Here is a 26,567-nt window from a genome sequence, read left to right on the forward strand (position 1 = left end):
CTGGGCACTACCGGTGGGTGGCCGAGCGCACCCTGGCCTGGCTGCACGGCTTCCGACACCTGAGAGTGCGCTGGGAACACCGCGACGACATCCACGACGGCTTCCTCCAACTGGCTGCCTGCATGATCTTGTACAGGCGAGTACGCACCTTGTGTTAGAATCTCTTGCCGGCGTCGGGATGGGAGATGACCGCGAACGTACGCCGACGCGAGGCCTCGCTCACCACCTCGGCCGTCACCTTGTCCGAAACCGGTGCCGTGGTCACTGTCCACTCCTCTTGCCCTCAGGCGGTCGCGTTGTTGCGGGTGCGCTGCTCGCGCAGGCGTCCGGCGAACTCCTCGGCCATCGCCAACTGGTCCCGCAGGGCCTGGCAACGGGCCACGATGGCCGCCTCGAAGGTGTCGAGCCTCTCGCTCAGCGTCGCGCGCTCCTCACCGGAGGCGGTGTCGGAGCTGAGCCGGTCCAGGGCCTTCAGCAGCTCGCGGGTCTCCTCCAGGCTGAAGTCCAGCGGTTTCATCCGCTTGACCAACTGGAGCCGGTCCACGTCCTGCTCGGTGTAGAGCCGAAACCCCCCGCGTGAGCGCGCCGAGGGTTCGACCAGGCTGACCTCGCCGTAGTAGCGGATCGTGCGCAGCGACAAGCCGGTCCGCTCGGCGACCTCACCGATCTGCATGTGGCCCGCTTCAGGCATCGCGGCACTCCTTCTCGTTAAACCTACTCTAACGTTAGATTCGTTTTCGTGGTGTCGGTTGTCGTAGCGCGCCACCGTAGCGCGTCTGGGGACGAGGAGGGCGTCATGCCACGTCAGATGACCTGTCCGGCCTGTGGCGAGGAGGAGGAACTGACCGGTGAGCGCACCGGGGAGGGAATTCGCGTCCGGTGCGGGGAGTGCGGTGCCAGTTGGGCCAGGGACACCCCCTACACGTGTGCGACCTGCGGGGGAGCGGACGTGCACATGAGGCCGCAGGCGCTGACCCAGTACTCCCGGGGCACTCAGCTCTCGATCGTCTCCCTGCACTACATCCCGCTGTGCGGGGCCTGTGACGCGGTCATGCTCGCCCGGGCCAACCAGCAAAAGCCCGTGCCGGGTCAGTACCAGCCCGCCGCGGCGACGCGGGAGAGGGAGACAACCTCATCCTGCCCAGGTGAGGACCCGAGAGGATATTTACTCTCACGTGAGGGTAGAGTCTGAGGTGCCGGTGATGCCGCGCGCCCCGGTTCCGTGGCCCCCGTGCTCCTGGGTCGGGCGGCGCGCGCTCCGGACTTCCCCGAGATGTTGGAGCTTTCCATGGCCTACTACCGAGTCCGCACGAACGACGGATCCACCACGACCCACCAGGCGCTGCGCCTGCGCACCGACGCCTCCGCCCTCTACCTGGAGGACCGCTCCGCCGGGTTGTGGCGGGTCGTCCGGTCCTGGCGGCTGGGCGACGTCGAGACCGTGCAGCGCCGTTTCACCGAGAACGACGGCACGTGGACCTGGCTGACCGAACCGCTGCCGGTGCCCACCGGGGTCCGCGGCTGGAACTGACCGGCGGGCCGGACGCGGAGCCGTCCCCCGCTCTGTCCGCGAGCGACCTCAGGGACAGCGCGGGCACCTCCAGCGCTCGCGCCAGGCGGCCCACCCGATCCGCCCCGGTGCCGCCGCAGCCGACGAGCACGGCCACACCGTGGGCGCGCAGGCGGCGGGCTAGGCGCCGGACGCCTGTCCGTCGGGGTGCGCGCACCTCCAGCACGTGGACGCCCAGCCGGGCCAGGAGCAGGTGCGCCCGCGCGACCCCGCCCCGGCGCGTTTCCCCGGGCTCGTGGACGAGTGCCACGACGAGGGGGGCAGGCGGCAGAACCAGGCGGCGATCACGCACTCCGCGGCACGTCGCCCAGGTGCCTCCACAGCTCGCGCAGGTGGGAGTAGTACCCGGCGGGAAGCTGGTCCAGGGCGGCGATCACCTCCTTGTGCGCGCCGCGTTGGTCCGCGGCCCTGATGACCTGGCCCCGGGTCAGCGGACCGGAGTCGAAGGCTCCCTCCAGGGAGCCGGCGATGTCGACGCGGGTGACCATGACTGCACCTCCAGGAGTGGCGGACGTCCGAGCGGGCCTCGTCGGTCGGGATCGCGGCGGTACCGCCGGGGAAGACGGCCGTGCCGTCGGCGGTACCACCGCGGGGCCGGGGCGGAGGACACGGAGTTGAGGCGGCCGCCGCCGACCACGTAGAACTCTACCCTCTCGTAAGGTTAGAGATGGGCGGTGGGGTGATCGGACGATGGTGTAAAGCTATTCTCACGTAAGGTTAGAGTTGCTCGGCGCCCCCACCACAGACGGAGACGACCCGATGATCTCCTCGCCCCCCGGACCCGACTCCGCGATCCCTCGGACCGGGGACAGTCCTCCCTCCGGCCGGGACGAGGGCTGCCTGTTGGCGGCCGCCTGCGGAGACGCCTTCAGCCATGCACCTTCCGGTCACCTGGAGTCCTCCGCGCCCCTGCGTCCCACCGGCGGTACCTTCCTCATGGCGGCGCTGGCCGCGCACCTGCGCTCCCGGGACAGTGGGGAGACGGCCGCCATCGACCAGGACCGGCTCGTCCAGGAGTTCGCCGAGGTGTGGCAGCACGATCCCGAGCGGGGTTTCGGCGGCGGAGAGATCAGGATCTTCCTCTCCATCGTCAACGACATCCCCTGGCGGAGCGCATCGACCTCGGCCTTCGGTGGAACCGGGTCCTACGGGGCGGGAGCCGCCGCACGGGTCGCCCCGGTCGGTCTCCTGCGCGTCCCCCTGAACAGGCTGGTCCGCCTGGCCCGGGAGAGCGCCTACGTGACCCACGCCCACCCGCTCGCCCTCGACGGCGTCGCGCTCCAGGCGTGCGCGGTGGCCTACGTTCGCCGTGCCGACCCGCAGCGGCCGCTGCCCGCCTTCCACCTGCTGTCGACGATGGCCCGCTATGCCACGGCCCCGGAGTTTCGCGCCCAACTGGCCCGGTTGAGCGCCCTGGGCCGGACCCGCTACACGCCGCGGGACGTGGTCGGTGCGCTGGGCGGAGGTACCAGCGCCGTCGAGGCGGTCCCGGCCGCGCTCGCCGCCTTCCTCCGGTCTCCGGACGACCTGCCCGAGGTGGTGCGCTTCGCCGTGCGCGTCGGCGGCGGTGTCGGAAATGTGGCCGCGATGGCCGCGGCCCTGGCGGGGGCGCGCAGGGGGAGGGGTGCGATCCCCGGTGCCTGGCTGGGGCGTTTGGAGGAGGTTCCGGGGCTGACGGGCCCAATGCGCACCCCGTTTCCCTCAGACGGGAACGGGCGCGTCTAGGAACGGGTCGCACGAGCCTGAACATGGTGGCACGGGCACCGACGGGGGTGGGTCGGCGGCCCCGTACCACCACGGGAGGGGCGCTGAGCGCGAAGGAAGCAGGTCGAACCCTCCGATCCCAACCCTACCCTCACGAGAGAGAAGGATCGAACGCGGTCGTCCTGGGTGACTCCCCGCAGCGAACGACTCTACCCTCCCGTGAGGGTAGGGTTGTTTGTTGTCCTCCTCCACGGCGGCTTCCCGCCGATCCGCCATTCCCACCGCGAGGTCGTCCACGCCATGGCAGAACCCACGCCCACCGCCGACCCCGAGATCCTGGCCGAACGCACCCACCTCGCCAGGGCCCGCGCCGCTCTGGGGCGCATGTACCAGGACATGGTCAACACCCCGACCGTGCAGGACAGCTCCGAGGACGCCGACTACACCTTCACCAACCGCCAGCTCGTCCGCTACCGCGAACGGCGCGCCGAGTCCCTCGTCGACCTGCCCGACGTGCCCCTGTTCTTCGGCCGCCTCGACTACCCCCTCGGCAGCGTCTTCGAGACCGACCCCGCCGACCGGACCGCCCACAACCGCGCGGACGGAGCCGACCGGGTCCACATCGGGCGCCGCCACGTCCACGACGCCGACGGCACCCCGATGGTCCTGGACTGGCGGGCACCGATCTCGGCGGCCTTCTACCGGGCCACGCGCGAGAACCCCCGGGGCGTGCTCCTGCGGCGCCGCTACGGCTTCTCCGAGGACGCCGAGCTCACCGCCTACGAGGACGAACCGCTCACCGGCCCCGGCGGCGCGGACGCGGGAGCGGCCGACAGGATGCTGGCCGCCGAGATCGAGCGCCCCCGGTCAGGGCCCATGCGCGACATCGTCGCCACCATCCAGCCCGAGCAGGACGAACTGGTGCGCGCGCCGCTACGTCCCGCCCTGTGCGTGCAGGGGGCGCCGGGCACCGGGAAGACCGCCGTGGGCCTGCACCGCGTCGCCTACCTGCTCTTCACCGAGCGCGACCGGCTGCGCCAGGACGGCGGGGTGGCCATCATCGGACCCAACCGCTCCTTCCTGTCCTACATCCGCAACGTGCTTCCCGCCCTGGGCGAGGTCGGAGTGCGCCAGACCACCGTCGAGGAACTCCTCGGCAGGGTGCCCGTGCGCCGCACCGAGGAGACCGACGCCGCGCGCGTCAAGGGCGGGGCCCGCATGGCCCAGGTCATCGAACGCGCCCTGTGGGACCAGGTGCGCCCCCTGCAGGAGACCCTGGTCGTCGAGCGCGGCTCACGTCGGTGGCGCCTGCCCCCGGAGGAGGTGGCCGAGGCCCTGGCCGAACTGCGCGGCCGGGGCATCGCCTACGGCGCCGGGCCGAACCTGCTGTCCCAGCGCCTGGCCCACCTGGTCATGCGCCGGATCGAGGGCGCCGGGGAGGCCTGTGACGGCTCGACCCTCAGCCAACTGCGCCGCAACCGCGCGCTCACCGCCGCGGTCCGCGCCATGTGGCCCAAGGCCGACCCCGTGCGCCTGGTCCTGAACCTGCTCACCGACCCCGACCGCCTGTCCCGGGCGGCCGAGGGCCTGCTCACCCCCGAGGAACAGGACCTGGTGCGCCTGCCCGGGCGGCCCCGGGGGGCCGGGAGTGCCCGGTGGTCCGAGGTTGACCTCGCGCTCATCGACGAGGCCGCCGCCCTGATCGAGCGGCCCGCCACCCTGGGCCACATCGTCATCGACGAGGCGCAGGACCTCAGTCCCATGCAGGCCCGCGCGATCGCCCGGCGCTGCAGCCGGGGATCGCTCACCGTGCTCGGCGACATCGCGCAGAGCACCAGCCCGTGGGCGGTCGGCGACTGGTCGGAGCTGCTGGAGCACCTGGGCGAGCCCGACGCCCGACTGGCCGTGCTGGACCGGGGCTTTCGCGCCCCCGCCCAGATCATCGACTACGCCGCCCGCCTGCTGCCCCGGATCGCTCCCGGCCTGGGCGTCCCCACCGGGGTACGCGACGTGCCCGGCGCCCTCCGGATCACCGCCACGGAACCGGACAGCCTGTCCGAGGCCCTCGTCCTGGCCTGCCGCGAGGCACTCAAGGAGGAGGGGTCGATCGGCCTGCTCGCCGCCGACGCCGACGTCCCCGCCCTCCGCGAGCGGCTGTCTGCGGAGGGGCTGCCGAACGCGCTCATCGGGGAGACCGAGGACGCCCTGGACTCCGCCCGGCTGGTGTGCGTACCCGTCACCCTCGCCAAGGGGCTGGAGTTCGACACCGTCGTCGTCGCCGAACCCGCCCGCGTCGTCGCGGCCGAACCACGCGGCCTGCACCGCCTCTACGTTGCCCTGACCCGGGCGGTCAGCCACCTCCACATCGTGCATGCCGAACCCCTGCCCGCGTCCCTGGTCGACTCCCCGTGGTGGGAGAGGGCTTCCGAGTAGGAGACACACCCCTGCACGCCGTGCTGGTTCTGAACACGGTCCCCGTCGTCTCCTCTGCCGGGTGCGCCGATCACATGCTGGGACCCTGACCAGGACATGCCGATGGACGGAGGCCACTTGGGCGTGAAAGCGGGCGGGAACGGGGTTCGTGTCCGAGAGGGAGTCGAACCCCCACAGCGCTGACCAGGCGTTACTAGCGGTGCCTCCGAGCCGAACGCGCGGAGACAACGAAAAACTCCCAGGTCAGTGACCTGGGAGTTCTCTGCTTCGCGTGTCCGAGGCCGGACTCGACAGATACGTACATGCCGCTGACCCTGTCCGCGGACCTGGCGTTGGACGGGCGGTGAGCCGTAATGAATTCCTCCCGCTGGTCCCGCTGGACGACCATCGCCGCCGTGCTGATGCTGGCCGTGATCGCGGCCGTGGTGAGCGGGAGAACCGCTCCGGATAAGCGGCGTAGGCCCGGGCCAGGGTCGCGGCCCGCTGGTCGCGCACCTGGTCGGCGGTGCCGAAGTGCACCGAGGCCGGGGTGTGGTAACCGATCCCTGAGTGCCGGTGGTCGTGGTTGTAGTAGGCAGTGAAGGCGTCCATCCACTCACGGGCGTGCGCCAGCGACTCGAACCGTTCGGGGTAATCCGATGCGTACTTGAGCGTCTTGAACTGCGCCTCCGAATAGGGGTTGTCGTTGGACTGTTTGGGCCGGGTGATGTCCCAGGTGAACACCTGCCCGGGGCCGTCGGCACGCAACTCGGGGATCGTCTTGGGTGGGTGAGTGGCCGTGCGGCGGCGCTCCCCGACCTGGTCGCGGGAGCGCAGGATCCGGTACATCGTCGAGGTCGAGCAGTGGTAGCGGCCCTCGTCCAGCTCGCGGGCCCAGATCTGGGCGGGCGGCAGGTCGGCGTAGGCCTCGCTGTTCATCACCTCGAGCACCGCTGTCCGTTCCTCCTCGCTCAGGGCTGCCGGGTGCGCCGAGCGCGGGGACGGCTCCTTTGGCTGTGGTGGGTTGAGGCGCCGGTGGTGGGCGGCGCGGGAGCGTCCGGTGAGCCGGCACGCCTTCACGACTCCGGTGTGGCCTCGCAGGTCCTGAACGGCCTGGTGCAGGACACCATCGGTCTGCTCGCTTAGTCCGCGCTCTTGGAGAGAGCCTGCAAGAGCGCGGACGCTTTTCCCATCACTTCCAGGGCGTGGTCGCGTTCGGCCACCTCCTTCTCCAGCCGGGCGATGCGGGCGCGCATCTGTTCGGCCTCGGCCTGGGCGGGGTGTTTCTTGGAGCGCTGGGGCGAGGTGCGGCGGTCGGTCAGCTTCTCGAGGGTGCCGGAGTCGCGGGCGGTGCGCCACTCGGCGATGTGGGAGTAGTAGAGGCGCTCGCGGCGCAGCAGGGCGGCGCGTTCTGTGCCGGTGGTGCAGGCGTCGTGCTCGGCGACGATGCGCAGCTTGTACTCGGGTGTGAAGGTGCGGCGTTGGGGTTTGGCCGCGGGGTTGGTGTTCTTGCTGGTCATACGGGTGCTCCTGTTCGCCTCTGCCAGGCTAATCAGATATGCGGGGATGTTTCACCCGAGACTGACAGAGAGGACTCGGTCGGCCTTGACTGTTCTACCCGCCGCATGACGAGGCTCTCCATCAAGCCCCCTGCCCGCCACGTGGAGGACAAGAGCGTCCTTGGTGGGGTGGAGGTGGGGTTGAACGAGGGGCGCCCGTGGGCGCCCCTCGGTGACCGTTCCCGCCCTCTGGTGGCCGGAACTCGCGTCCTGGCCGGGTTTTTCGTGTTGTCGAGCGACCTTCCCCGACTCCCAGCGGCTTGGTGCAGCTTGACTGGGGGTCAAGGGGTCGTGGGTTCAAATCCCGCCGTCCCGACAGAGAAGTAGCGGGTCAGCGAGGGGGCCGCCGCGAGGCGGGCCCCTCGTCGCGTTCCCGTCGGGGTCGGAGTCCGTCGTCGCGCCGGGGCCGAAAGGTCAGGAGAGGGACAGGACCCCGCTCAGGGGCCGGGGAACCGCGGCCGGGTCCAGGGCCTGCACCAGAGCACGCGCGTACCGGCTCTTGCGGCCGCTGAGAGTGCCGATGAAGCGGCGCAGCTGCCGGTCGACGGGGCGCCCGCGCTGGGCGGGCTGGTTCTGGAACGTGCGGAACGCCCGGAGGTCGCCGAGCGACTCCACCACGGCCTCCACGCCGGGGACGCCGAGGGCGCGGACCAGCTCGTCCTCCAGATCGGCTTCGCACACGTGGAAGCCCCGTGCCTCCAGGTCCGAGCCGAGCCCGGCCCGTTCGAGGGCACGCAGGAAGTAGCCCCGCTCCGCGGCGTCGCACAGCCCGGAGAGGCGCAGGCCGAGCCCGCGCGGACCGAGCCGTTCCACGAACCGCCCGATGTTCGTCGCGCCCCTGAGGGGCACCACCACGGTGCGCTCGGCGCCCAGGTCGAGGCCCCGGCGCAGCGCGAGCGTCTCCAGGGCGACGCGGTCACTGTCCCCCTCGACGAGGATCACCGCGCGAGCCCGCTCCAGCCCCTCTGTCTGCTCCATACGGGTCACTCTACGACCGGGCCCGTCCTCGGTCCGCCCGGGGAAGGGCCGCGCCCCGGGCCGGTCCGCCTCCGGATTCCCCCGCAGCCTCCGGGCTGCCCTCCGACGGCGGCGTTTCATGAGAAACAGCCCCAAAAGCACACGATAGGCCCGTCCCGGCGGGGTAGTTGCACAGGCGCCCCCAACCCCCCGGCGCCGAGGGGAAGGCTTCCCGCGACGCCGCTCTCTCCGGTGCCCGCGACCCGGTGCGGGGCCTCGGACACCACCCCGAACAGGGCGACGCCAGTCCCTTGACACACCGGTACTTGTGCAAGATGGTTGCTTACCTTGATGGTTAATGTTTGGTTCCGTGGAAAAATGTGGGTAATGGTCCTCGTGTGCACGGCGCACATGCGTGAACGGAGTAAGAACATGGGCGCACCCCGTCCTGAGGTGGAGATACGGGTACCGATTCGCGACGCCGCGTTCTCTGACGCCCGCGATCCGGTGGTGGCTCGCGCGCGTCACTTCCGATGGTGCGGCCAGGCCTGCCACGGAGGAGCCACCGCGTCGAGAGAGGACCAGCCGACGTGACCGTGCTAGCACAGGACTCCTTGCGGCTGGACGCCAACGCCGTCGACTACACCCTGCTCGCGGTGTACTTCCTGTTCGTACTGGGCATCGGCTTCATCGCCCGGCGTTCGGTCTCCAACAGCCTCGACTTCTTCCTGTCGGGGCGTTCCCTGCCCGCGTGGGTGACGGGTCTGGCCTTCATCGCGGCCAACCTCGGTGCCATCGAGATCATCGGCATGTCGGCCAACGGGGCCAACTACGGCATGCCGACCATGCACTACTTCTGGATCGGCGCCGTCCCGGCGATGCTGTTCCTGGGCCTGGTCATGATGCCGTTCTACTACGGCTCCAAGGTCCGCAGCGTCCCCGAGTTCATGCTCCGCCGCTTCGGCACCGCCGCCCACCTGCTCAACGGGATCAGCTTCGCGGTCGCCCAGATCCTGATCGCCGGAGTCAACCTCTTCCTGTTGGCGACCATCGTCGACGCGCTGCTGGGCTGGCCCCTGTGGCTGTCGCTCCTGGTCGCCGCCGCGATCGTCCTCAGCTACACCGCGCTGGGCGGGCTCTCCGCGGCGATCTACAACGAGGTGCTCCAGTTCTTCGTCATCGTCGCGGCGCTGCTGCCGCTGACCCTGGCGGGGCTGAACCGGGTCGGCGGCTGGTCGGGCCTGGTGGACGAGGTCACCGCCTCACCGCAGGGCGCCGAACAGCTCTCCGCCTGGCCGGGCAACGCGCTGACCGGTTTCGGCGACAGCTTCCTGAGCATCCTCGGCATCGTCTTCGGCCTCGGCTTCGTCCTCGCGTTCGGCTACTGGACGACGAACTTCGTCGAGGTGCAGCGCGCCATGGCCTCCAAGAGCATGTCGGCCGCGATGCGCACCCCCATCATCGGCGCCTTCCCCAAGCTGTTCATCCCGTTCATCGTCATCATCCCCGGCATGATCGCGGGCGTGAGCGTCTCGGAGATGGTCCAGCTCAAGGCCGGTGAGAACCCCGGCGTCGACTACAACGACGCGATCCTGCTGCTGATGCGCGACGTGCTCCCCAACGGGCTGCTGGGCGTGGCCCTGGCCGGTCTGCTCGCGTCGTTCATGGCCGGTATGGCCGCCAACCTGAGCTCCTTCAACACCGTGTTCACCTACGACATCTGGCAGTCCTACGTCGTCAAGAACCGGCCCGACTCCTACTACCTGAACATGGGCAGGTGGGTCACGGTCGGCGCCACCGTCGGCGCCGTGGGCACGGCGTTCATCGCCTCGGGCTACTCCAACCTGATGGACTACCTGCAACAGCTGTTCTCGTTCTTCAACGCGCCGCTGTTCGCCACGTTCATCCTCGGTATGTACTGGAAGCGGATGACGCCCCACGCCGGTTGGAGCGGCCTGGCGGCGGGAACCCTCGCGGCCGTGGGCGTGTTCCTGCTCGCCGAGACCGGCGTGCTGGCCCTGTCCTCGCAGGGTGCGAGCTTCGTCGGCGCGGGCGCGGCCTTCGTGGTCGACATCCTCGTCAGTGTCGTCGTCACCATGTTCACCCGGCCCAAGCCCGACTCCGAGCTGGTGGGCCTGGTGCACTCGCTGACCCCGCGCGAGTCGCGCAGGGCCTCCACCACCGGTGAGGACTCCGGCTGGTACCGCCGACCGTGGCTGCTGGCCGGGATCGCCCTGGCGATCGTCATCGTCTTGAACATCATCTTCGCCTGAGCGACCCCGAGAGGTGCACCCGTGCTGAGACAAGCTGGCAAGGAGGTCATCCGATGAGTGCTGACAGTCCCGGAAAGAGGAAGGGCCGCACCGCCTCCCGGGTCTTCGACATCCGGACCATCATCGCGCTGCTGTTCGCCATCTACGGCGTCGTGCTCACGGTCATGGGGTTCTTCACCACGCCGGAGCAGATCGAGCAGGGCGGTACGAACCTGAACCTGTGGTCGGGCCTGGGCATGCTCGCCTTCGCCGTGTTCATGGGCGGCTGGGCGCTGGTCAAGCCGCTGAAGGCCCCCGAGGAGCCGGGCCCCGACACCGAGGCCTGACTCCGGGCGGGCCAGGGTCCGCCCCGGCCGCGAGTTCCGTCCCACGGCCGTCCGGCCTCCCCGCCGGACGGCCGTTCCCGTCGCGGAGGGCGCCCGCGTTCGGTGGCGCGTCGGGCGGTCGCACGGACCCCGGGCCGCGCCGGCGGCCTGGGGCCTCAGGCGCCCGGGAGCCCCCGCAGCAGGTCCCGCACCAGGTCGGGGCGTTCGCGTAGCGCGAGGTGCCCCGCGCCCCGGATGGTGTGGACGGCGGCGTCCAGGAAGAGCAGGGCCGGGCTGTACAGCAGGTCGGGGGAGAAGAAGGGGTCGTGCGACCCGGTGGCGATACTGACCGGGGTCTGCCTCCAGTGGTGGAGGGCCTCCGCGCGCAGCGGCCGGGGCGGCAGCGCGTTGACCGCGCGGCAGGACCGGCCGACCAGGGTCGTCCACTCCAGCATGGTGGTGTCCCGGGGTTCGGCCGCACCGGGGCCGCACATGGCGCGCAGCAGCGCGGAACTGGACCGGGTGCCGGGGTGGAACCTCCAGCGCACCAGGGCGGCGGCCAGGGCGGTGCCGCCGGTCGCCGGTGTCAGGCCGCCGGGGTTGACCAGGCAGAGCCCGGCCACCAGGGGACCGGGGGTCGCCGAGAGCGCGATGGCCGCGCCGATGCCGTGGCCCAGGACCAGGACGGGCCGGTCGGTGACCTGCGGCAGCACCTCGTCCAGCCAGCCGCCGTAGTACGCCGGGCGCTCGACCAGGGGGCGGTCGCCGTCGCTGAGGCCGGGCTGCCCGGGCGGGTCGGCGACCAGGACGGGGCGGTCCTCGGACAGGACGCCGACGGCGTCCAGGAGCGTGGCCGTGCTCAGGACCGATCCGGGCAGGACGAGGACCGGGGTGCCGGGGCCTCCGGAGGCGCTGAAGACGCGGGTGACGCCCAGGGAGCAGGGGACGGTCGCGAGCGGGGTGAGCAGGGGCTGGGCGTCGAGCCTGTCCCAGCACCAGTCGTGGACGGCCTGTCTGGTGGCCCGGGAACGGTAGACGCGCTGTGCGGGGGAGGGGGCGGGGTGGTTCACGTTGCCTGGTTCCGTGGAGACGCCGGGGCCGGTGGACCCGACTGCCGACACACCTAACGTCTCATCGTACGCCCCCGGGGGGTGTTCGACCAGGGGAGTGCGCGGGGTCCGTGCGTTCGCGCCGGAGCGGTCGCCGGATCCGGCTCCGCGCCGGGGTCGCGCGGTTGCGACGCCTGCGCTGCGCGCCTGTCTCGTACGCCCCGGGTTGCCTGTACACCTCACGCGACCCACGCGTACCTGGTTCCCCACAGTGCCCACCCGCCTCACGAGCCCCGGCGGATCAGATCCGCCGGGCCGCCGTGAACGCCGACGCCACGAGCACCACCGCCGCGAACCACAGCGCCCCGGGCGCGCCCACCGCGCCCGCGACCCCCGCGCCCACGGCGGGGATCCCGACCTGTCCGAGCCGGTTGCCCCAGATCCGCAGCGCCAGGGCGGCCCCCCGCGAGCCCTCCGGCGCGGCCGTGGCCACCGCCGACATCGTCAGCGGCTGGCCCAGGCCCAGCAGGAACCCCCCGACGGCCAGCACCGACCCCAGCACGAACAGGTTGCTGACCGGCAGCGCCACCGCCGCCATCGACAGGCCCGCGGCTCCGGCGCTGACCGCGATCAGCGTCTCGCGCGACCACCGGAGCACCAGGCGGGACAGCACCAGGCGGGACAGCAGCGAGAACCCCGCCCGCAGGCTCAGCAGGACGCCGACCATCATCGGCGAGATGCCCCGGTTCTCGGCGATCAGCGGCAGGTAGGCGGTGAGGATGTCCACGGCCGAGAGCAGCGCGAGGCTGGCGAACAGCCCCGAGGGCAGGCCCGGCCTGCGCAGCAGTTCCCGCGCGGGGGTCCTCTCCGCACCCTTCCTGCCCGCGGGCGCGGGCATGCGCACCCGGGCGAAGGCCAGGACCGGCACCAGCCCCAGCCCGCCGGTCACCGCGGCGACGAGCAGGGCGGACGAGGTCGCCGACAGCAGCGCGTCCCCCGACGCGTCGGCCAGCATCGCGCCCGACAGCAGGGGTCCCACGAGCTGGCCGAGGGAGGCCGCCGCGGTGAACCACCCGAAGTCGCGGTCCAGGTTCCCCGGTGCGGCCAGGCGCGCGATGAGCCCCTGGCCCGCGACCATGCACAGCAGGTGGCCCATGCCCAGCACCGTGCTGGCCGCGGCGATCGCGAACAGCCCCGTGCCGTACGCGAGCAGCAGGGAGCCCGCGCCGAGCACCGCCGCGCCCAGGCCGACGATCCACGCCGTGCGCCGGGACCGGTCGGTCGCCCGCCCCAGCGGGACCGCCACCAGCAGGGGCAGCAGCGCGTAGGCGGCGGTGACCAGGCCGACCGCCACGGCGTCACCGCCCAGGGCGATCGTCCGGTAGGAGACCAGGGGGCGGGCGAGGTTGAGCGCGGTGTGGGTGCACATGACGCTCAGTAACAGTGGCCAGAGCCACGACGCCCCCCTGACGCGGCCGCTTCCCAACGTTCTCCCCCCTCGTCCGTGTACTCCCCGTCCGACGCCACGGTGCCCCGGGAGCTGGGCCCCCGGGGTCATCCGATGACGTGACCATCTGGTTCTACACGGTGTCCACCCGGCGCTCGTCGGCCGGGGTCGCGGACCGGCGCCGGTCCCGCACCCGCTTGACCGCGAAGACCGCCACCACCGCGACGAGGATGGTGTAGATGCCGACCGCGATGCCGCTGTCGAACAGGATCGACACGTCGCCCTGGCTCGCGGCCATCGCCCGGCGCAGCTCGCTCTCGGCCAGCGGCCCCAGGATGACGCCGATGAGGACCGGCGCCACGGGGATGTCGTACCTGCGCATCAGCAGCCCGAGGGCGCCGACCGCGAACAGCAGGGCGACGTCGAACACCGAGCCCTTGACCGAGTACACGCCCACCGCGGCGAAGACCATCAGCCCCGCGAACAGGTGGCGCTGGGGCAGGCGCAGGAGCCGCGCCCACAGCGGGGCGAAGGGCAGGTTGATCACCAGCAGCAGGAAGGTGCCGATGAACATGCTGGCCAGCAGGGCCCAGACCAGCTCGCCCTCCTGTTCGAAGAGCAGGGGCCCCGGCTGCATCCCGTACTGCTGGAACGCCGCCAGCATCACGGCGGCCGTCGCGGACGTGGGCAGGCCGAGCCCGAGCAGGGGGACCATCGCGGTCGCCGTGGTCGCGTTGTTGGCCGCCTCCGGACCGGCCACGCCCTCGATCGCGCCCCGGCCGAACTCGCTGTTCCCGCGCCGTCTGGCCAGCGCCTTCTCGGTTCCGTAGGACAGGAAGGTGGGGATCTCGGCGCCGCCCGCGGGGATCACGCCGAAGGGCAGGCCCAGCGCCGTGCCCCGCAGCCAGGGCTTCCAGGAGCGGCGCAGGTCCGCGCGCCCCAGCCACGGTGTGCCCGCCGCGACCAGCTGCCCGGAGGAGGCACGCTTGGGCCGGAACCCGGTGTGCAGGACCTCGCCCACGGCCAGCAGTCCGACCGTGATCACGACGATGCTGACCCCGTCCAGCAGCTGCGGGACGCCCAGGGTCAGGCGGATGGCGCCGCTCTGGTCGTCGATGCCGACCACGCTGATCGCCAGGCCGATGCCCAGCGCGGCGATGCCCCGCAGGGGGGAGGAGGTCACGACGGCGGCGGTGCACACGAAGGCCAGGACGGCGAGCGCGAAGTACTCGGCCGGTCCGAACCCGAGCGCCAGGACCACCATGCGTTGGGCGAAGAAGGCCACCACGGTCGTGGCCACGATGCCGCCGATGAAGGAGCCGATCACCGCCGCGGCCAGCGCCTGGGAGGCCCTGCCGCTCCGTGCCATGGCGTGGCCCTCGAACGCGGTGGCGATCGAGGAGCTCTGCCCGGGGGTGTTGAGCAGGATGGACGTGGTCGCGCCGCCGAACTGCCCGCCGTAGTAGATGCCCGCGAACATGATGAACGCCGCGGTCGGCTCCAGCAGGAAGGTCAGGGGGAGCAGGAGGGCGACCGCCATGGACGAGCCCAGACCCGGCAGGACGCCCACGGCCGTGCCCAGGACCACGCCGAGCAGGCACCACAGCAGGTTCACGGGGGTCAGCGCCTCGGCGAACCCCGACATCAGGAGGGAGAAGGTGTCCACGGTGTCACAGGACCTTTCCGAGCAGGCCGCTGGGCAGCGACACGTCCAGCAGGCCGGAGAAGCAGATCTGCACGATCGCGGCCAGGGCCACGGCCACGCACAGGTCCAGCAGCGGTGAGCGCCGGTCCAGGGCGAAGCTGACGCCCCAGAACAGCAGGGTGCCCGAGAGCAGCCAGCCGAGCGGCTGGAGCAGGAGGACGTGGGCGGTCAGGGTCGCGGCCATGATGCCCAGGGTGCGCCAGTCGCCGTGTGCGCTCTTCGCGTCATCGATGGTCGCTGTGGTGGCGTCGGTGGCGTCGGTGGCGTCGGTGGCGTCGGAGTCGGTGGCCGCGCCGGTCGCGGTCGGAGCGGTCGCGGTCTCGGCGGTCCTGGCGGACGGGGACCGCCGCACGGTCAAAAACGCGCGCACCCCCGCCACGCACGCCGTGACGCCCAGGAGGGCGCCCACGGTCAGCGGGAAGAACTGCGGGCCCAGGAAGCCGCTGCTCTCCGGTGCTCGGATCGCCATGCCTCCTACGAGCAGGAAGAGGGCCGTCACCAGGGTCACCGCGGGTACGGCCAGGGCCGTGCCGAGGGTGACGGGTGGGGAATCGGCCGCGGGTTCGGGCTCCGGGGTGCCGGTGTCGGCCCCGGGCGCGCCCTCGGGTTCCGCACCGGCGTCGTTCCCAGCTCCGTTCCCGGCGCCGTCCTCGGTCGCGGTCCCGCCCCCGGCCGCGGGCCCGGTCTCCGTGTCGGTGTCCGGGGACCGCACCCCGGCGGGTCTTTCTCGGGTCATGCCAGTCCCAATCCCTCGATGATTTGCTCCAGGCGCGCGGTCTCCTCGGTGAGGAACGCGTCGAAGTCCTCCCCGGCGACGAACGCCTCCCGCCACCCGAAGCGCTCCACGGCGTCCCGCCACTCCGGCGTCTCGACCAGCGCGTGGACCAGGTCCAGCAGGACCTCGCGCTCGTCCTCGTCCAGCCCGCCCGGCGCCGCCAGGCCGCGCCAGTTGGCCAGGTCCAGGTCCATGCCCGCCTCGCGCAGCGTGGGGACGTCCACGCCGGGCAGCGGTTCGGCGGCGGAGACCGCCAGCGCCCGCACCTCCCCGGCCTCGATCTGGGACTGGAAGCCGTTGTAGCTGGACACCGCGATGTCGGAGGTGTGCGAGAGCAGCGAGGTCAGCACCTCGCCGTCGCCCGAGTAGACGATGTAGTTGAGCTCGGAGGGCGAGATCCCGAGTCCGTCGAGCATCAGCGCGGCCAGCAGGTGGTCCGAGGTGCCGATGGCGCCCCCGCCCACCACGAGGTCGCGAGGCGCCTCGGTCCAGGCCGCGGCCAGGTCCTCCAGGGACCGCAGCGGGGAGTCCTGGCGGACCGCGACCACGATGTAGTCCTCGGCCAGCCGGGCCAGCGGCGTGATGTCGGCGAGGGTGGTCCGTGAACCGGTGATCTCGATCCCGCCCAGGATCGAACTGCCCATCACCATGAGCACGTCCCCGCGCCCGCGCTGCTGCGCCGTGTGGTTGAGGCCCACGGTGCCGCCTCCGCCGGGCAGGTTGAGCACCTCGACCCCGCTGGCCAGGTTGTTCTGCTGGAGCGCGTACTGCGTCTGCCGGGCGACGGTGTCGAAGCCGCCGCCCGCCGCGGCGGGGACCACGACCTCCAGGCGCCCACCGCCCGTACCCGCTTCACGGGAGGTCTCGCCAGCGCGGACCTCCACCAGGGCACCGGCGAGGGCGACCGCTCCGATCGCACCCGCGATCGCCTCGCGCCGGCTCGGAGCCGTTATCTGCATTGCTTCCCCCACGGATCGCGTGACCGGTGCCGGGCCCGGTCCCTGTGTGACGCGTGCCTCGTGAGGCGGGGCACACACCTGGAGATATTGCACCAAGATGAACGTGAGTGCAATATGCGGAACCCGAGATCAGCGCTCGACGCCCCTTGGGAGCCTCCCAGTTCGTCCGCATGTCGGGCCAGGAGGCGGCGGAGGTGTCGCCGGTGTGGTGTGCGGCGTTCTGGCCTCGCGGCAAGGGGACGGGTCGGTCGCGACCTGGAAAGACGCCTCGGAGGGCCGGGCGGCCGCTCCCGGGGGTGGGCTCCGCCGAGTGTTGCCACTTTGTACTAGTCTCGTTGTTAGGACAATCATGGGTGTGCCGGATACACCGGCGCACCCGAGGACCACCGTGGGGAGACGATGGACGACTCCGTGGCCAAAAACGCCGCGACAGCGGTACTCAACGCGGCCGGAAGCGAGTTCCGCTACGTCGCGCTCGACCGGCTGCTCACCCCCGACGAGCTGGACCGCACGCCCTACACGGTCCGCGTCCTGGTGGAGAACGTGGCCCGCCGGGAGCCCGAGGCCCTGCCCGCGGTGCTCGCCCGCGTGCGCTCGGGCCGCGGGGGCTGCGAGGTCCCCTTCCACCCCAACCGGATGATGCTGCACGACACCACGTGCCTGCCCACGCTCACCGACCTGGCCGCCCTGCGCGACACGGTCACCGAACTGGGCGGCGACGCCGCGGACGTCAACCCGGTGATCGCCACCGACCTGGTCGTGGACCACTCCGTGATCGCCGAGGCGCACGGTACGGCCGCCGCCTTCGCCCGCAACCTCGACATCGACTTCCGGCGCAACGCCGAACGGTACGAGTTCGTCAAGTGGGCCGAGCGCAGCGTACGCGGCTTCCGCGTGGTCCCCCCGGGCCGGGGCATCATCCACCAGGTCAACATGGAGACCCTCGCCCGCGTGGTCTGGCGCGAGGACGGCGGCGAGGGCCCCGACCTCCTGCACCCCGACGTCCTCGTGGCCACCGACAGCCACACGCCGATGATCAACGCGATCGGCGTCCTGGGCTGGGGCGTGGGCGGCCTCCAGGCGCAGGCCGCCATGCTCGGCGAACCCGTGATGCTCAACTTCCCCGAGGTCGTCGGCGTCCGGCTCACCGGGGGCCTGCGGCGCGGCGTCACCGCCACCGACCTGGCGCTGACGCTCACCGAGCTGCTGCGCGCGACGGGCGTCGTGGACGCGTTCGTGGAGTTCTGCGGGCCGGGGGTCGACGGCCTGTCCTGGTCGGCGCGCGCGGCCGTGGCGAACATGGCGCCCGAGTACGGCGCCACGTGCGCCTACTTCCCCTACGACCGCGAGGTCCGCGACTACCTGCTCCTGACCGGGCGCGAGGACGAGCACGTGGAGACGGTCGACGCCTACATGCGCGCCCAGGGTCTGGCGCGCGGCGCGGATTCCCCGGAGCCGCGCTTCGACCGGCTCGTGGAGTTCGACCTGGACACGGTGGAACCCTGCCTGGCCGGTCCGCACCGCCCCGACCAGCGTGTTCCGCTGTCCCGGGTGCCCGCCTCCTTCCTGGAGACCGCCTCCGCTCCGGTGGAGGACGCCGCGGCCCCGGACACGGGTGCGGTTCCCGACCCGGGCACGGCCCCGGTTCCGGCACTGGACACGGAAGATGGGAAAGCCGTGGCGGCGAAGGGGGAGGACCCCTTCGGCGAACCCCTCCCGCGCGGACCGGTGGGCATCGCCTCCATCACCAGCTGCACCAACACCGCCAACCCCGCGCTGATGATCCAGGCGGGCCTGCTCGCGGCACGGGCCATGGAACGGGGCCTGCGCGTCAAGCCCTGGGTCAAGACCACCCTGTCCCCGGGCTCGCGGGTGGTCGTCGGCTACCTGGAGAAGGCCGGGCTGATGGAACCCCTGGAGGCGGCCGGTTTCCACACCGTCGGCTTCGGTTGCATGACCTGCATCGGCAACTCCGGTCCCCTCGTCCCCGAACTGGAGGAGCTGGCCGGGGAGGGGCTGGAGGCCGCGGCCGTGCTGTCCGGCAACCGCAACTTCCCCGGCAGGGTCAACCCGCGCGTCTCGCACGCCTACCTGGCCTCGCCGCCCCTCGTGGTGGCCTACGCCCTGGCCGGGACGGTCCTGCACGACTTCGCCGCCCAGCCCCTGGGCCACGACCGCGACGGGAACCCGGTCCACCTGGCGGACCTGTGGCCCGACGACGAGGAGGTCGCGCGCGTGGCGGAGAAGGCGGTAGACCCCCAGGCCTTCCGGGAGAACGCCGCCGAGGTCTGGGAGGGCACCGAGCAGTGGCGGGCGCTGGACGCGGCCGGGAGCACGCACTTCCCCTGGAACGGGCGCTCCACCTACATCCGCCGACCGCCCTACCTCACCGGCGTGCGCCCCGAACCCGGCGGCGAGGTCCGCGTCGAGGACGCCCGGGTCCTGCTGTGGCTGGGCGACCACGTCACCACCGACCACATCTCACCGGCCGGGGCCATCCCGCGGAACAGCCTGGCGGGCGCCTACCTGCGGGAACTGGGCACCGAACCCCGCGACCTCAACCAGTACTCCACCCGGCGCAGCAACGCCGAGGTGATGCTGCGCGGGGCCTTCACCAACCCGGCCGTGGCCAACCTGCTCCTGCCGGAGGACGAACGCGGCAGGGGAGGGCACGCCCGCGTCCTCGACGGCTCGCGCGTGGAACCGGTCTTCCACGCCGCCGCGACCTACCGCGAGGCCGGTGTGGACCTGGTGGTCGTGGCGGGCCGGTCCTACGGAACGGGGTCGAGCCGCGACGTCGCGGCCAAGGTCCAGGCCCTGCTGGGCGTGCGGGCGGTGATCGCGGAGAGCTTCGAGCGCATCCACCGCAGCAACCTCATCGGCATGGGAGTCCTGCCGCTGCTGTTCCCCGAGGGGAGCACCGCGGCCGACCTGGAACTCGACGGCAGCGAGCGGCTGACCGTCCTCGGGCTCGGCGGGATCGGGGTCGGGGTGACGCCGCTCGTCCTCAGGGTCACCAAGGCCGACGGGAGCACGCGGGAGCACACGGTGCTGCTGCGCCTGGACTCGGGGCACGAGGTCGCCTACCTGCGGCACGGGGGCACGATGCCCTACGTGGCGCGCCGCTTCGCGGACCGCCGCCCCGCCTGAGACCGTCCTGCCCGAGGCTGCCCCCAACCGGTGAACGCCCGCGCGCTCGGCTCGCTGAACCGGGAGCGCGGCGGTCCCCGGCCGTGGCCGTTCGCGCGGCAGCCGTCCGTCACAGCAGGGCGGGCGGCTCCGCGCCGATCCCGGTCTTGATCCACCGGACCCGGTCCAGGTGCGCGTGCAGGGCCCGGGAGGCCTCCTCGATCCGCCCCTCCCGCAGCAGGTCCATCAGGAGCAGGTGCTCGCGGGCCTGGTGCACCATCCGCGTGCGGTCCACCTGGTGGCGGTACTCGATGAGCCTGCGCACCCGGTTCTGCCGACGCACCGCGTCGAGCAGGACCGGGTTGTTCGCGCACCCCACGAGCATCTCGTGGAACTCCGCCCCCGTCTGGAACAGGGTGCCGCGCGCGGACGACAGCGCCCTGCCCCGCACCAGGCCCTCCTGGCGCTCCCGGTGGAGGGCGAAGGCCTCCGCGTCCACCGCGAACCCCGGCTCCAGCAGCGCGGCGGGCTCCACGATCATCCGGAACCGGTAGCTGTGGTCGTGCCCCTCCGCGGTGGACAGCACCTCCTGGAACTCCCACCCCCGGCCCGCCCGCCGACGTACCAGGTCCTCGGCCTCCATCCGGACCAGCACCTGCTGTACGTGCCGGGCCGCCACCCCGTGGCGGCGCGCGATCTCCGCGGCCGTGAACTCCCGTTCCAGCCGGTCGTTGAGGAAGTCGTCCACCACGCGGAAGTACAGGTCCTCCTGCCCATCCCGTTCCGGTGCGGCGTCCACGGAGGCCAGTTCGCTGCCCGGCCGGGTGAGGAAGTAGCCCCGGTTCGGGATGTGCTCGACGATCCCCATCTCGTCCAGCAGCGCCAGCGCGCGCCGGACCGGGGACCGCGACACCTGGAGCCGGTCGGCGATCCACTGCTCGGTCAGGTGCGCGCCCTCGTCCAGGCCGCCCGTCCGCGCCAGCTCGCTGATCTGCGTCGCGAGCGAGAGCGCGAGCGCGGAGGCCCGGCCGTCCGCGCTCTTCCTGGCGCCCGTCTCGACTGCTCCGGTCATGCACATCCCCGTCGTGTAGCTGCGTCCCCTCCCTATGATGCCGGTGCTCTCCGGCCGGGGGCGCGGGTGCCCGTCTCCAGGCCGACCCTCAGGGCCGTTCCCGGGACCGTTCCCCGGGGTGGTCCGGGTGCACTCTCCATCATCTGTTGGAAAACCTACACTTGTAGGAATAGGATCTGCGGACGAAGGACCGGCCGTCCGGGGCCGGTACGCCTCACGGAGGAGGAACAGGCACATGGCGCACAACGTGGTGGCGGTCATCGGTGTCGGCGGGATGGGGCAGGCCATCGCCCGCCGCCAGGGCGTCGGAGCGCGGCTGCTCGTCGCGGACTTCGACCAGGAACTCCTGGACGCGGTGACCGAACAGCTGCACGGCGAGGGCTACGACGTGACACCGGCCCGGGTGGACGTCTCCTCGCGGGAGTCGGTCGCCGCGCTCGCGGAGCGGGCCGCCTCGCTGGGGGAGGTGCACCGCGTCGTGCACACCGCCGGACTGTCCCCGGTCCAGGCCCCGGTCGCGGCCGTCCTCGCGGTCGACCTGCTGGGGGTCGCCCTGGTGCTGGAGGAGTTCGGCCGGGTCGTCGCCCACGGCGGCGCCGGTGTGGTCATCGCCAGCATGGCCGGGCACTTCCACCCCGGCCCCGAGGACGAGGACGCGCGGAAGCTGGCCACCGCTCCGGCCGACGAGCTGCTGTCCCTGCCGGTCGCCGCTGAGGGCAACTTCGCGGACCCCGGCAGCGCCTACGCCTTCGCCAAGCAGGCGAACCTGCTGCGGGTACGCGCCGCGAGCGCGGTCTGGGGAGCCCGGGGCGCCCGGATCAACTCGATCAGCCCTGGCGTCATCTCCACGCCCATGGGCCGGTCCGAGCTTGACGGTGAGAGCGGTGCCGCCATGCGGGCGATGGTCAAGGCTTCCAACGCCGGGCGCGTGGGAACGCCCGCCGACATCGCCGCGGCCGCCGACTTCCTGCTGAGCCCGGCCGCCGGTTTCGTCTCCGGCACCGACCTGCTCGTCGACGGCGGTGTCGTCGCCGCGGTCCGGAGCGGCCACCTCGGCTGACGCCGACGACGGGTGGCGCTGATGACGGGTGGCGCTGATGACGGGTGGCGCTGATGACGGGCGCGCACCCGTGCCCGAGGACGTCGGAGCTGGTGGGGCGCGACACGCCCAGCCTGAACAACAGGTGTCGAAGTCATTAGACTGGCCCGGTGACCGCGCAGAGATCCATGGACCGCCGCACCCGCCGATCCCGTCAGGCGCTGGAGGCCGCGCTCCTGGACCTGATCACCGAGCGGGAACTGACCCAGATCTCGGTCTCCGACGTCACCGGGCGCGCGGACGTGCACCGCACGACCTTCTACGAGCACTACACCGACGTGCACGACCTCGCGGCCTCCGCGTGCACCCAGATGTTCGACCAGCTCATGGCCGCCGCGGCCGCGCTCAACGTCGCCGCAGGGCTCTCCGAGGAGGCCGCCCACCACGCGCTGACCGAGGTGTTCGCCCAGGTGGCCGCGCACCAGACCCTCTACCGGTCACTTCTCGGCGCGGACGGAAGCGCGCGGGTGATCGACCACCTGTTGGAACGGACCACCGAGTCGGTGCGCGAGAGCCTGGCCGCGTCCGGAGGCGAGCGGGGGGAGAGGGGCGAGAGGGATGAGAGGAGCGGGAGGGCGACCGAACCCTCCCGCGCGCTGGCGGTCCTCGTCGCGGGCGCGCTGGTCGGCACGATCACCGACTGGCTGCGCCGCGGCTGCCCGGAGACCCCCGAACAGCTCAGCGCCGCGATCCGGCCGCACCTGTTCGCCGTCGCCACGGCGCGCCCCGCCTGAACCCGGCTGGATCGGATCGGGCTTTGGGAGCAGGGCCTCAGGAACGGGGTGTCAGGACCGGGGTGCCAGGAGTGCGGTCTCAGGAGCCGTCCAGCTCCCGGGCCAGGGCCTTCTCCAACCAGGTCCGGGCGGTGGTGAGGTAGTCGCGGGCGACGGAGGTCCTGGCACCCCAGGAGTCGAACCCGTGGGGAGCGCCGGGTTCCAGGTAGAAGGTCGTGTCCACGCCGGCGTCGCGCAGCCTGTGCGCGTACTCGCGGGACTCGTTGTGGAACAGGTCGATGTCGCCGACGCCGATCCAGGCGGGCGGCAGGCCGCTGAGGTCCTCCCGGCGCGCGGGCACGGCGTAGCGCGGAAGCGTGGCCGCGCCAGGCTCGGTGCCCAGGTAGGAGCGCCAGCCGAAGCGGTTGACCTCGTTGTTCCAGATGCGGTGGCGGACCTTGTCCAGGTCGCGCCGGGCGGCGGTGCGGTCGTCGAGCATGGGGCACAGCAGCCACTGCCCGATCGGCTGGGTTCCGCTCTCGTCGTGCAGACGCTGGACGAGTGCGGCGGTGAGCCCGCCGCCCGCGCTCTGGCCGCCGATCGCCACGCGCGCGGGGTCCACACCCAGGGAGGCGGCGTTGTCCTGGAGCCAGGTCCAGGCGGAGTGGCAGTCGTCCAGGGCGGCGGGGTAGGGGTCCTCGGGGGCCATGCGGTACTCGGCGGAGACGACGGTGATGCCCAGTTCCCGGGCGGTGGCGTTGCACAGCGGGTCGTCCTGCACGGAACGGCCCATGACCAGGCCGCCGCCGTGGATCCAGAGGAGAGCGCCGTCCGAGTGCTTCTCGTCGGGTCGGTAGACCCGGACGCCGGGGGCCGCTTCCTCGGGGAGTTCCATGGTGACGCCGGGCAGGTGCTGGGCGTCCAGGTCCTCCATCAGTTTGCGCGTGAGGTGCAGGGCCCAGGGGCGGTGCACGGGGATCTCCGGCGAACGGAGCAGGGGGCCGCGCAGCTCCGGTGCCACCCTCGACAGCTTCATGACAGCGGTCCAGAGGCGGTGGTCATCGGCACGGGGCCTCCCTCGGTTCGCGGGCGGGCGAGCAGGGCGTCGCGCGCCCGCCGCCGGGCGGCGCGAATGCCGTCCGGAGCTTACCGGAACGCGTTGTGGCGTGGATGCCCTGGTCGTGCGTCCGGGCACGCGGCCGGGGCCCGCGCCCCGGAAGGAGGGTTCGGCGGCGGGTGCCCGGCCGTGGCTCTGTGGGACACGACCGGGCGGTGGTGCTCTGCTCGGGGAGTCGGTGAGTCAGTGGGAGAGGGCGGCGTTGAGGAAGCCGGTCCACTCGGTGACGGGGAAGGGGAGGTGTCCGGCGTCGGGGTGCTTGGAGTCGCGGATGGCTGCGCCGCAGGGGAGGTCGGCTACCTCCACGCAGTTCTGGCTAGCCCCGCTGTGGCTGCTCTTCCGGAAGTCGGCGGGGAGGTGAGCGACCTCAACACAATTGACACGATCACTGCTGTAACTGGACTTGAAGAACTTCAAGTTCTCAGGTGTTCTCATGTTTTTCGTTCGACTCCAGGACGTTGCGGATGAAACCTATGGTGCGTGAGGTTCTCAAAGCGGCTGCGTTGAGATGCGAGAAAATCGTCACAAAGCGCTGCACGGAATCTGATTCTTGGACAAAGAGGCTATCGGTCGCTGTCTCGGTGTACACAAGGCTGGGGTCGAGTTCACCAGGGAAGTCTAGAAGGACGAACGAACCGGACATCCCGGCGTGCATGCCTGCGCTGAAGGGGAGCACCTGGATGTCGATGTTGTGGCGTGTGGCCATGTTCAGTAGGTGCTGGAGTTGGTCGCGCATGATGCTTGGGTCGTCCAGTTCGCGGTGTAGCGCGGCTTCGTCGATGACTGCCCAGAGGCGAGGCGGCTTGTGGCGTCCCAGGATGTGTTGGCGCTGCATCCGGGCATCCACATGGCGTTTCGCTTCGGCTTCTGAGTAGGCGCCTCCGCCCAGGAACACTGCTTCGCTGTACTCCGGAGTCTGGAGGAGGCCAGGGATGACCATGCACTCATAGGAGCGGATCATGGACGCCTCGACTTCGAAGTCCGGTAGTGCGTTGCCGCCGAAAACGTCCTTGTAGCTGGACCACCATCCTTGCTCCTTGGACTCTCGGGAGAGTTCATGGAGGGCTGCCCGAATTTCACCCGGTGCTCCGTACAGGTCCGCGAGGGCATCGATGTCACGCGCTTTGATGCGTCGAGCCTCGGCGTTTTCGATGTTGCTGAGTGTGGAGAGCGGTACCTTGGCCTGTTTCGCTGCTGCGGAGAGCTTGAGGCCATGTGTCTCCCGCAGTCGCCGCAGCTCACGGGCCAACCTTCGGCGGCGCACGGTAGGGCTGATGGGACTCTGCATGGGAAGATCCTACTCTGCGGCGATGCGAAATTCGAAGAGAATCGGTTGACGTCTCGAAATTCGTAGAGCACTATGAAGGTGTGGTCAGTGACCGGCGGATCACAGAGGGTTCACGCCGGTCAGGCTACGCCTTGCCCGTGCCGCGCATCACGTCAACCGTGAGACTCCTCCGACGGGCCTACGAAACCCCTGCTCATGTCCTGCCATGCCAAGGAGTGTGTTCGTCATGCCTGCAAAAACCCCGATGGCCATGTCCGCGCCTGTGCCCGTACTGGGTGAGGCCACTGTGCCGCTGTCCAGCTTCATCCAGCCCGCGCACCGCCACTACTTCACCCGGCAGCCCGAGCGGCCCAACTACCGGATGCGCCGCTACCACTTCGCGGGAACTCCGGCGGTGATGCCCCTGGTCAGGGCGTTCCTGGACACCTGTGCCGCCGCCCGCTGCGCCGACTACCGCTACCTCTTCACCCTGCTGGGCAGCGAACTCGCCAACAACGCGATCCGCCACAGCCTCTCCGGGCGTCCCGGGGGCAGCTACAGCCTCCTGGTTCACCGCTACAGGGAAGGCCTACACCTGGCCTGCCGCGACCGGGGCGGCTTGCGCGATCACGACGCCCGCCTGGCACCCAAGGCGAACGGCCTGAACCTGGACGCCGAATCCGGTCGGGGACTGGCCATGCTCAACGCCTTCGCCTCCGAGTGGGGCGACAACGGCAACGCGGAGTTCCGCACCGTGTGGTTCTACTTGGCCTACGACCTCACCGGCAGTCGGTGGAACGCCTCCACCGACAACTGACGCCGGTAACTGACCACTGAGCTTCACGTTCTGACATGTCGATGACATGAGACGGGCCCAGGTAAGCGCGCCAACGCTTCTCCTGGGCCCTGAACCCCCGAAACCAAACACAGCATATGCAAGGAAAGAGGATCTGATGGAGAACCCTATCCCTTCGCCCAGGCGTTCGGACGATGTTCGGCCGATTCGCCCGATCCACCCCGTCCGCCCGCTCCCGCGCCGCACCCCGCTCATCGGTCCGGTCTGCCCGGTCTGCGACCACCCCTCCTGCCGGGTGCGCCGCGCCCAGCGGCTTCCACGCCTGGGCGGCCACCGCGCGGAATTCATCCGCGAACATGCACAGGCCGCCGCCCTCCAGACCAGGCACCGCCACCTGATCATCTATTTCGGCGAGGCCACCCAGTCGTTCTGGGCCATCACTTCCACCGGACTTCTGGAAGCCCCGAACGTGGACGCACTCCTCCTCGCCCTGTGGCCCCAGCCGCACCGCACCCTGGACGCCGACCCGCCCGCCGCCCGTCCCTGGTCACACGCGGTCGGCGGCACCCGCGTTTCCGCCACGGCCTGAGGGCTCCGGTTTTCGGCTGCAAGATCTGCATCCGGTTTCCATCCAGTGCGGCCCTTCCGGGGAGCTTTCC

At 71.4% G+C, this 26,567-nt stretch carries 24 protein-coding genes and 1 tRNA gene; 11 read left to right on the forward strand and 14 right to left on the reverse strand.

Annotated elements, in window-relative coordinates:
* Positions 1-283: 283 nt before the first annotated feature.
* Positions 284-691, reverse strand: a complete 408-nt coding sequence (locus ACSIH6_RS25080) for a MerR family transcriptional regulator (RefSeq protein ID WP_435110767.1) — start codon at positions 689-691, stop codon at positions 284-286.
* 597 nt (positions 692-1,288) lie between these two features.
* On the opposite strand from ACSIH6_RS25080, the gene ACSIH6_RS25085 reads away from it, so the two are divergent.
* Positions 1,289-1,531 carry a hypothetical protein gene (locus ACSIH6_RS25085; protein WP_435110768.1) on the forward strand — a complete coding sequence of 81 codons (243 nt, stop codon included), beginning with the start codon at positions 1,289-1,291 and terminating at the stop codon, positions 1,529-1,531.
* Between the two features lie 323 nt (positions 1,532-1,854).
* Here ACSIH6_RS25085 and ACSIH6_RS25090 read toward each other — a convergent pair whose 3' ends face one another.
* A complete protein-coding gene (locus ACSIH6_RS25090) occupies positions 1,855-2,058 on the reverse strand; it encodes a DUF2795 domain-containing protein (RefSeq protein WP_435110769.1) in 204 nt (67 codons plus the stop codon).
* A gap of 271 nt (positions 2,059-2,329) precedes the next feature.
* On the opposite strand from ACSIH6_RS25090, the gene ACSIH6_RS25095 reads away from it, so the two are divergent.
* Both ACSIH6_RS25095 and ACSIH6_RS25100 read left to right on the forward strand, forming a co-directional pair.
* A complete protein-coding gene (locus ACSIH6_RS25095; RefSeq protein ID WP_435110770.1) occupies positions 2,330-3,295 on the forward strand; it encodes an ADP-ribosylglycohydrolase family protein in 966 nt (321 codons plus the stop codon).
* Positions 3,296-3,574: 279 nt separating this feature from the next.
* Positions 3,575-5,707 carry a HelD family protein gene (locus ACSIH6_RS25100; RefSeq protein ID WP_435110771.1) on the forward strand — a complete coding sequence of 711 codons (2,133 nt, stop codon included), beginning with the start codon at positions 3,575-3,577 and terminating at the stop codon, positions 5,705-5,707.
* 243 nt (positions 5,708-5,950) lie between these two features.
* Here the strand turns inward: ACSIH6_RS25100 and ACSIH6_RS25105 are convergent, their stop codons facing one another.
* Entirely contained in the window at positions 5,951-6,637 is a 687-nt protein-coding gene (locus ACSIH6_RS25105; protein ID WP_435110772.1) for an integrase core domain-containing protein, read from the reverse strand.
* Between the two features lie 191 nt (positions 6,638-6,828).
* The gene (locus ACSIH6_RS25110; RefSeq protein WP_435110773.1) at positions 6,829-7,206 is read right to left on the reverse strand and encodes a hypothetical protein; all 378 of its coding nucleotides are present in this window, start codon (positions 7,204-7,206) and stop codon (positions 6,829-6,831) included.
* Positions 7,207-7,501: 295 nt separating this feature from the next.
* On the opposite strand from ACSIH6_RS25110, the gene ACSIH6_RS25115 reads away from it, so the two are divergent.
* A tRNA-Leu gene (locus ACSIH6_RS25115) sits at positions 7,502-7,561 on the forward strand.
* A gap of 98 nt (positions 7,562-7,659) precedes the next feature.
* On the opposite strand, the gene ACSIH6_RS25120 is transcribed toward ACSIH6_RS25115, so the two are convergent.
* Entirely contained in the window at positions 7,660-8,223 is a 564-nt protein-coding gene (locus tag ACSIH6_RS25120) for a TOPRIM nucleotidyl transferase/hydrolase domain-containing protein (RefSeq protein WP_435110774.1), read from the reverse strand.
* Positions 8,224-8,792: 569 nt separating this feature from the next.
* On the opposite strand from ACSIH6_RS25120, the gene ACSIH6_RS25125 reads away from it, so the two are divergent.
* Positions 8,793-10,475 (forward strand): sodium:solute symporter family protein, encoded by a 1,683-nt coding sequence (locus ACSIH6_RS25125; RefSeq protein WP_435110775.1) that lies wholly within the window; start codon positions 8,793-8,795, stop codon positions 10,473-10,475.
* Between the two features lie 53 nt (positions 10,476-10,528).
* Entirely contained in the window at positions 10,529-10,801 is a 273-nt protein-coding gene (locus tag ACSIH6_RS25130; RefSeq protein ID WP_435110776.1) for a hypothetical protein, read from the forward strand.
* Positions 10,802-10,956: 155 nt separating this feature from the next.
* Here ACSIH6_RS25130 and ACSIH6_RS25135 read toward each other — a convergent pair whose 3' ends face one another.
* The 5 genes from ACSIH6_RS25135 to ACSIH6_RS25155 form a co-directional block, all read right to left on the reverse strand.
* Positions 10,957-11,850 carry an alpha/beta fold hydrolase gene (locus tag ACSIH6_RS25135; protein ID WP_435110777.1) on the reverse strand — a complete coding sequence of 298 codons (894 nt, stop codon included), beginning with the start codon at positions 11,848-11,850 and terminating at the stop codon, positions 10,957-10,959.
* A 280-nt stretch (positions 11,851-12,130) separates the two neighbouring features.
* Positions 12,131-13,315 carry an MFS transporter gene (locus tag ACSIH6_RS25140; protein WP_435110778.1) on the reverse strand — a complete coding sequence of 395 codons (1,185 nt, stop codon included), beginning with the start codon at positions 13,313-13,315 and terminating at the stop codon, positions 12,131-12,133.
* A gap of 94 nt (positions 13,316-13,409) precedes the next feature.
* Positions 13,410-14,942: a tripartite tricarboxylate transporter permease gene (locus ACSIH6_RS25145; protein WP_435110779.1), complete on the reverse strand. Its 1,533-nt coding sequence runs from the start codon at positions 14,940-14,942 to the stop codon at positions 13,410-13,412.
* Between the two features lie 4 nt (positions 14,943-14,946).
* Complete coding sequence (locus ACSIH6_RS25150) at positions 14,947-15,717, reverse strand: tripartite tricarboxylate transporter TctB family protein (protein ID WP_435110780.1); 771 nt, start codon at positions 15,715-15,717, stop codon at positions 14,947-14,949.
* Positions 15,714-16,715 carry a Bug family tripartite tricarboxylate transporter substrate binding protein gene (locus ACSIH6_RS25155; RefSeq protein ID WP_435110781.1) on the reverse strand — a complete coding sequence of 334 codons (1,002 nt, stop codon included), beginning with the start codon at positions 16,713-16,715 and terminating at the stop codon, positions 15,714-15,716. Before ACSIH6_RS25155 ends, ACSIH6_RS25150 begins: the two co-directional genes overlap by 4 nt.
* 399 nt (positions 16,716-17,114) lie before the next feature.
* Between ACSIH6_RS25155 and acnA the strand changes: the two genes are divergently transcribed.
* Positions 17,115-19,865, forward strand: coding sequence for an aconitate hydratase AcnA (gene acnA, locus ACSIH6_RS25160; RefSeq protein WP_435110783.1), 2,751 nt, complete (start codon positions 17,115-17,117; stop codon positions 19,863-19,865).
* 109 nt (positions 19,866-19,974) lie between these two features.
* Here the strand turns inward: acnA and ACSIH6_RS25165 are convergent, their stop codons facing one another.
* On the reverse strand, positions 19,975-20,916 hold the full coding sequence (locus tag ACSIH6_RS25165) for a GntR family transcriptional regulator (RefSeq protein ID WP_435110784.1): 942 nt from the start codon (positions 20,914-20,916) through the stop codon (positions 19,975-19,977).
* 235 nt (positions 20,917-21,151) lie between these two features.
* On the opposite strand from ACSIH6_RS25165, the gene ACSIH6_RS25170 reads away from it, so the two are divergent.
* Together ACSIH6_RS25170 and ACSIH6_RS25175 are read left to right on the forward strand one after the other, a co-directional pair.
* Positions 21,152-21,976, forward strand: coding sequence for an SDR family oxidoreductase (locus ACSIH6_RS25170; protein ID WP_435110785.1), 825 nt, complete (start codon positions 21,152-21,154; stop codon positions 21,974-21,976).
* A gap of 149 nt (positions 21,977-22,125) precedes the next feature.
* Entirely contained in the window at positions 22,126-22,749 is a 624-nt protein-coding gene (locus tag ACSIH6_RS25175) for a TetR-like C-terminal domain-containing protein (protein WP_435110786.1), read from the forward strand.
* Between the two features lie 79 nt (positions 22,750-22,828).
* On the opposite strand, the gene ACSIH6_RS25180 is transcribed toward ACSIH6_RS25175, so the two are convergent.
* The 3 genes from ACSIH6_RS25180 to ACSIH6_RS25190 form a co-directional block, all read right to left on the reverse strand.
* Positions 22,829-23,764, reverse strand: a complete 936-nt coding sequence (locus ACSIH6_RS25180) for an alpha/beta hydrolase (protein ID WP_435110787.1) — start codon at positions 23,762-23,764, stop codon at positions 22,829-22,831.
* 264 nt (positions 23,765-24,028) lie between these two features.
* Complete coding sequence (locus tag ACSIH6_RS25185) at positions 24,029-24,280, reverse strand: DUF397 domain-containing protein (protein WP_435110788.1); 252 nt, start codon at positions 24,278-24,280, stop codon at positions 24,029-24,031.
* On the reverse strand, positions 24,267-25,133 hold the full coding sequence (locus ACSIH6_RS25190; RefSeq protein ID WP_435110789.1) for a helix-turn-helix domain-containing protein: 867 nt from the start codon (positions 25,131-25,133) through the stop codon (positions 24,267-24,269). The genes ACSIH6_RS25185 and ACSIH6_RS25190 overlap by 14 nt, the downstream gene beginning before the upstream one ends.
* Positions 25,134-25,359: 226 nt before the next feature.
* Here ACSIH6_RS25190 and ACSIH6_RS25195 point away from each other — a divergent pair, with 226 nt between their 5' ends.
* Both ACSIH6_RS25195 and ACSIH6_RS25200 read left to right on the forward strand, forming a co-directional pair.
* Entirely contained in the window at positions 25,360-25,929 is a 570-nt protein-coding gene (locus ACSIH6_RS25195; RefSeq protein ID WP_435110790.1) for an ATP-binding protein, read from the forward strand.
* A 136-nt stretch (positions 25,930-26,065) separates the two neighbouring features.
* Positions 26,066-26,497, forward strand: coding sequence for a hypothetical protein (locus ACSIH6_RS25200; protein ID WP_435110791.1), 432 nt, complete (start codon positions 26,066-26,068; stop codon positions 26,495-26,497).
* The last annotated feature ends 70 nt before the right edge of the window (positions 26,498-26,567 follow it).

Origin of the sequence: Nocardiopsis synnemataformans, assembly GCF_965343085.1 — a bacterium.
GTDB classification, from domain to species: domain Bacteria; phylum Actinomycetota; class Actinomycetes; order Streptosporangiales; family Streptosporangiaceae; genus Nocardiopsis; species Nocardiopsis alborubida.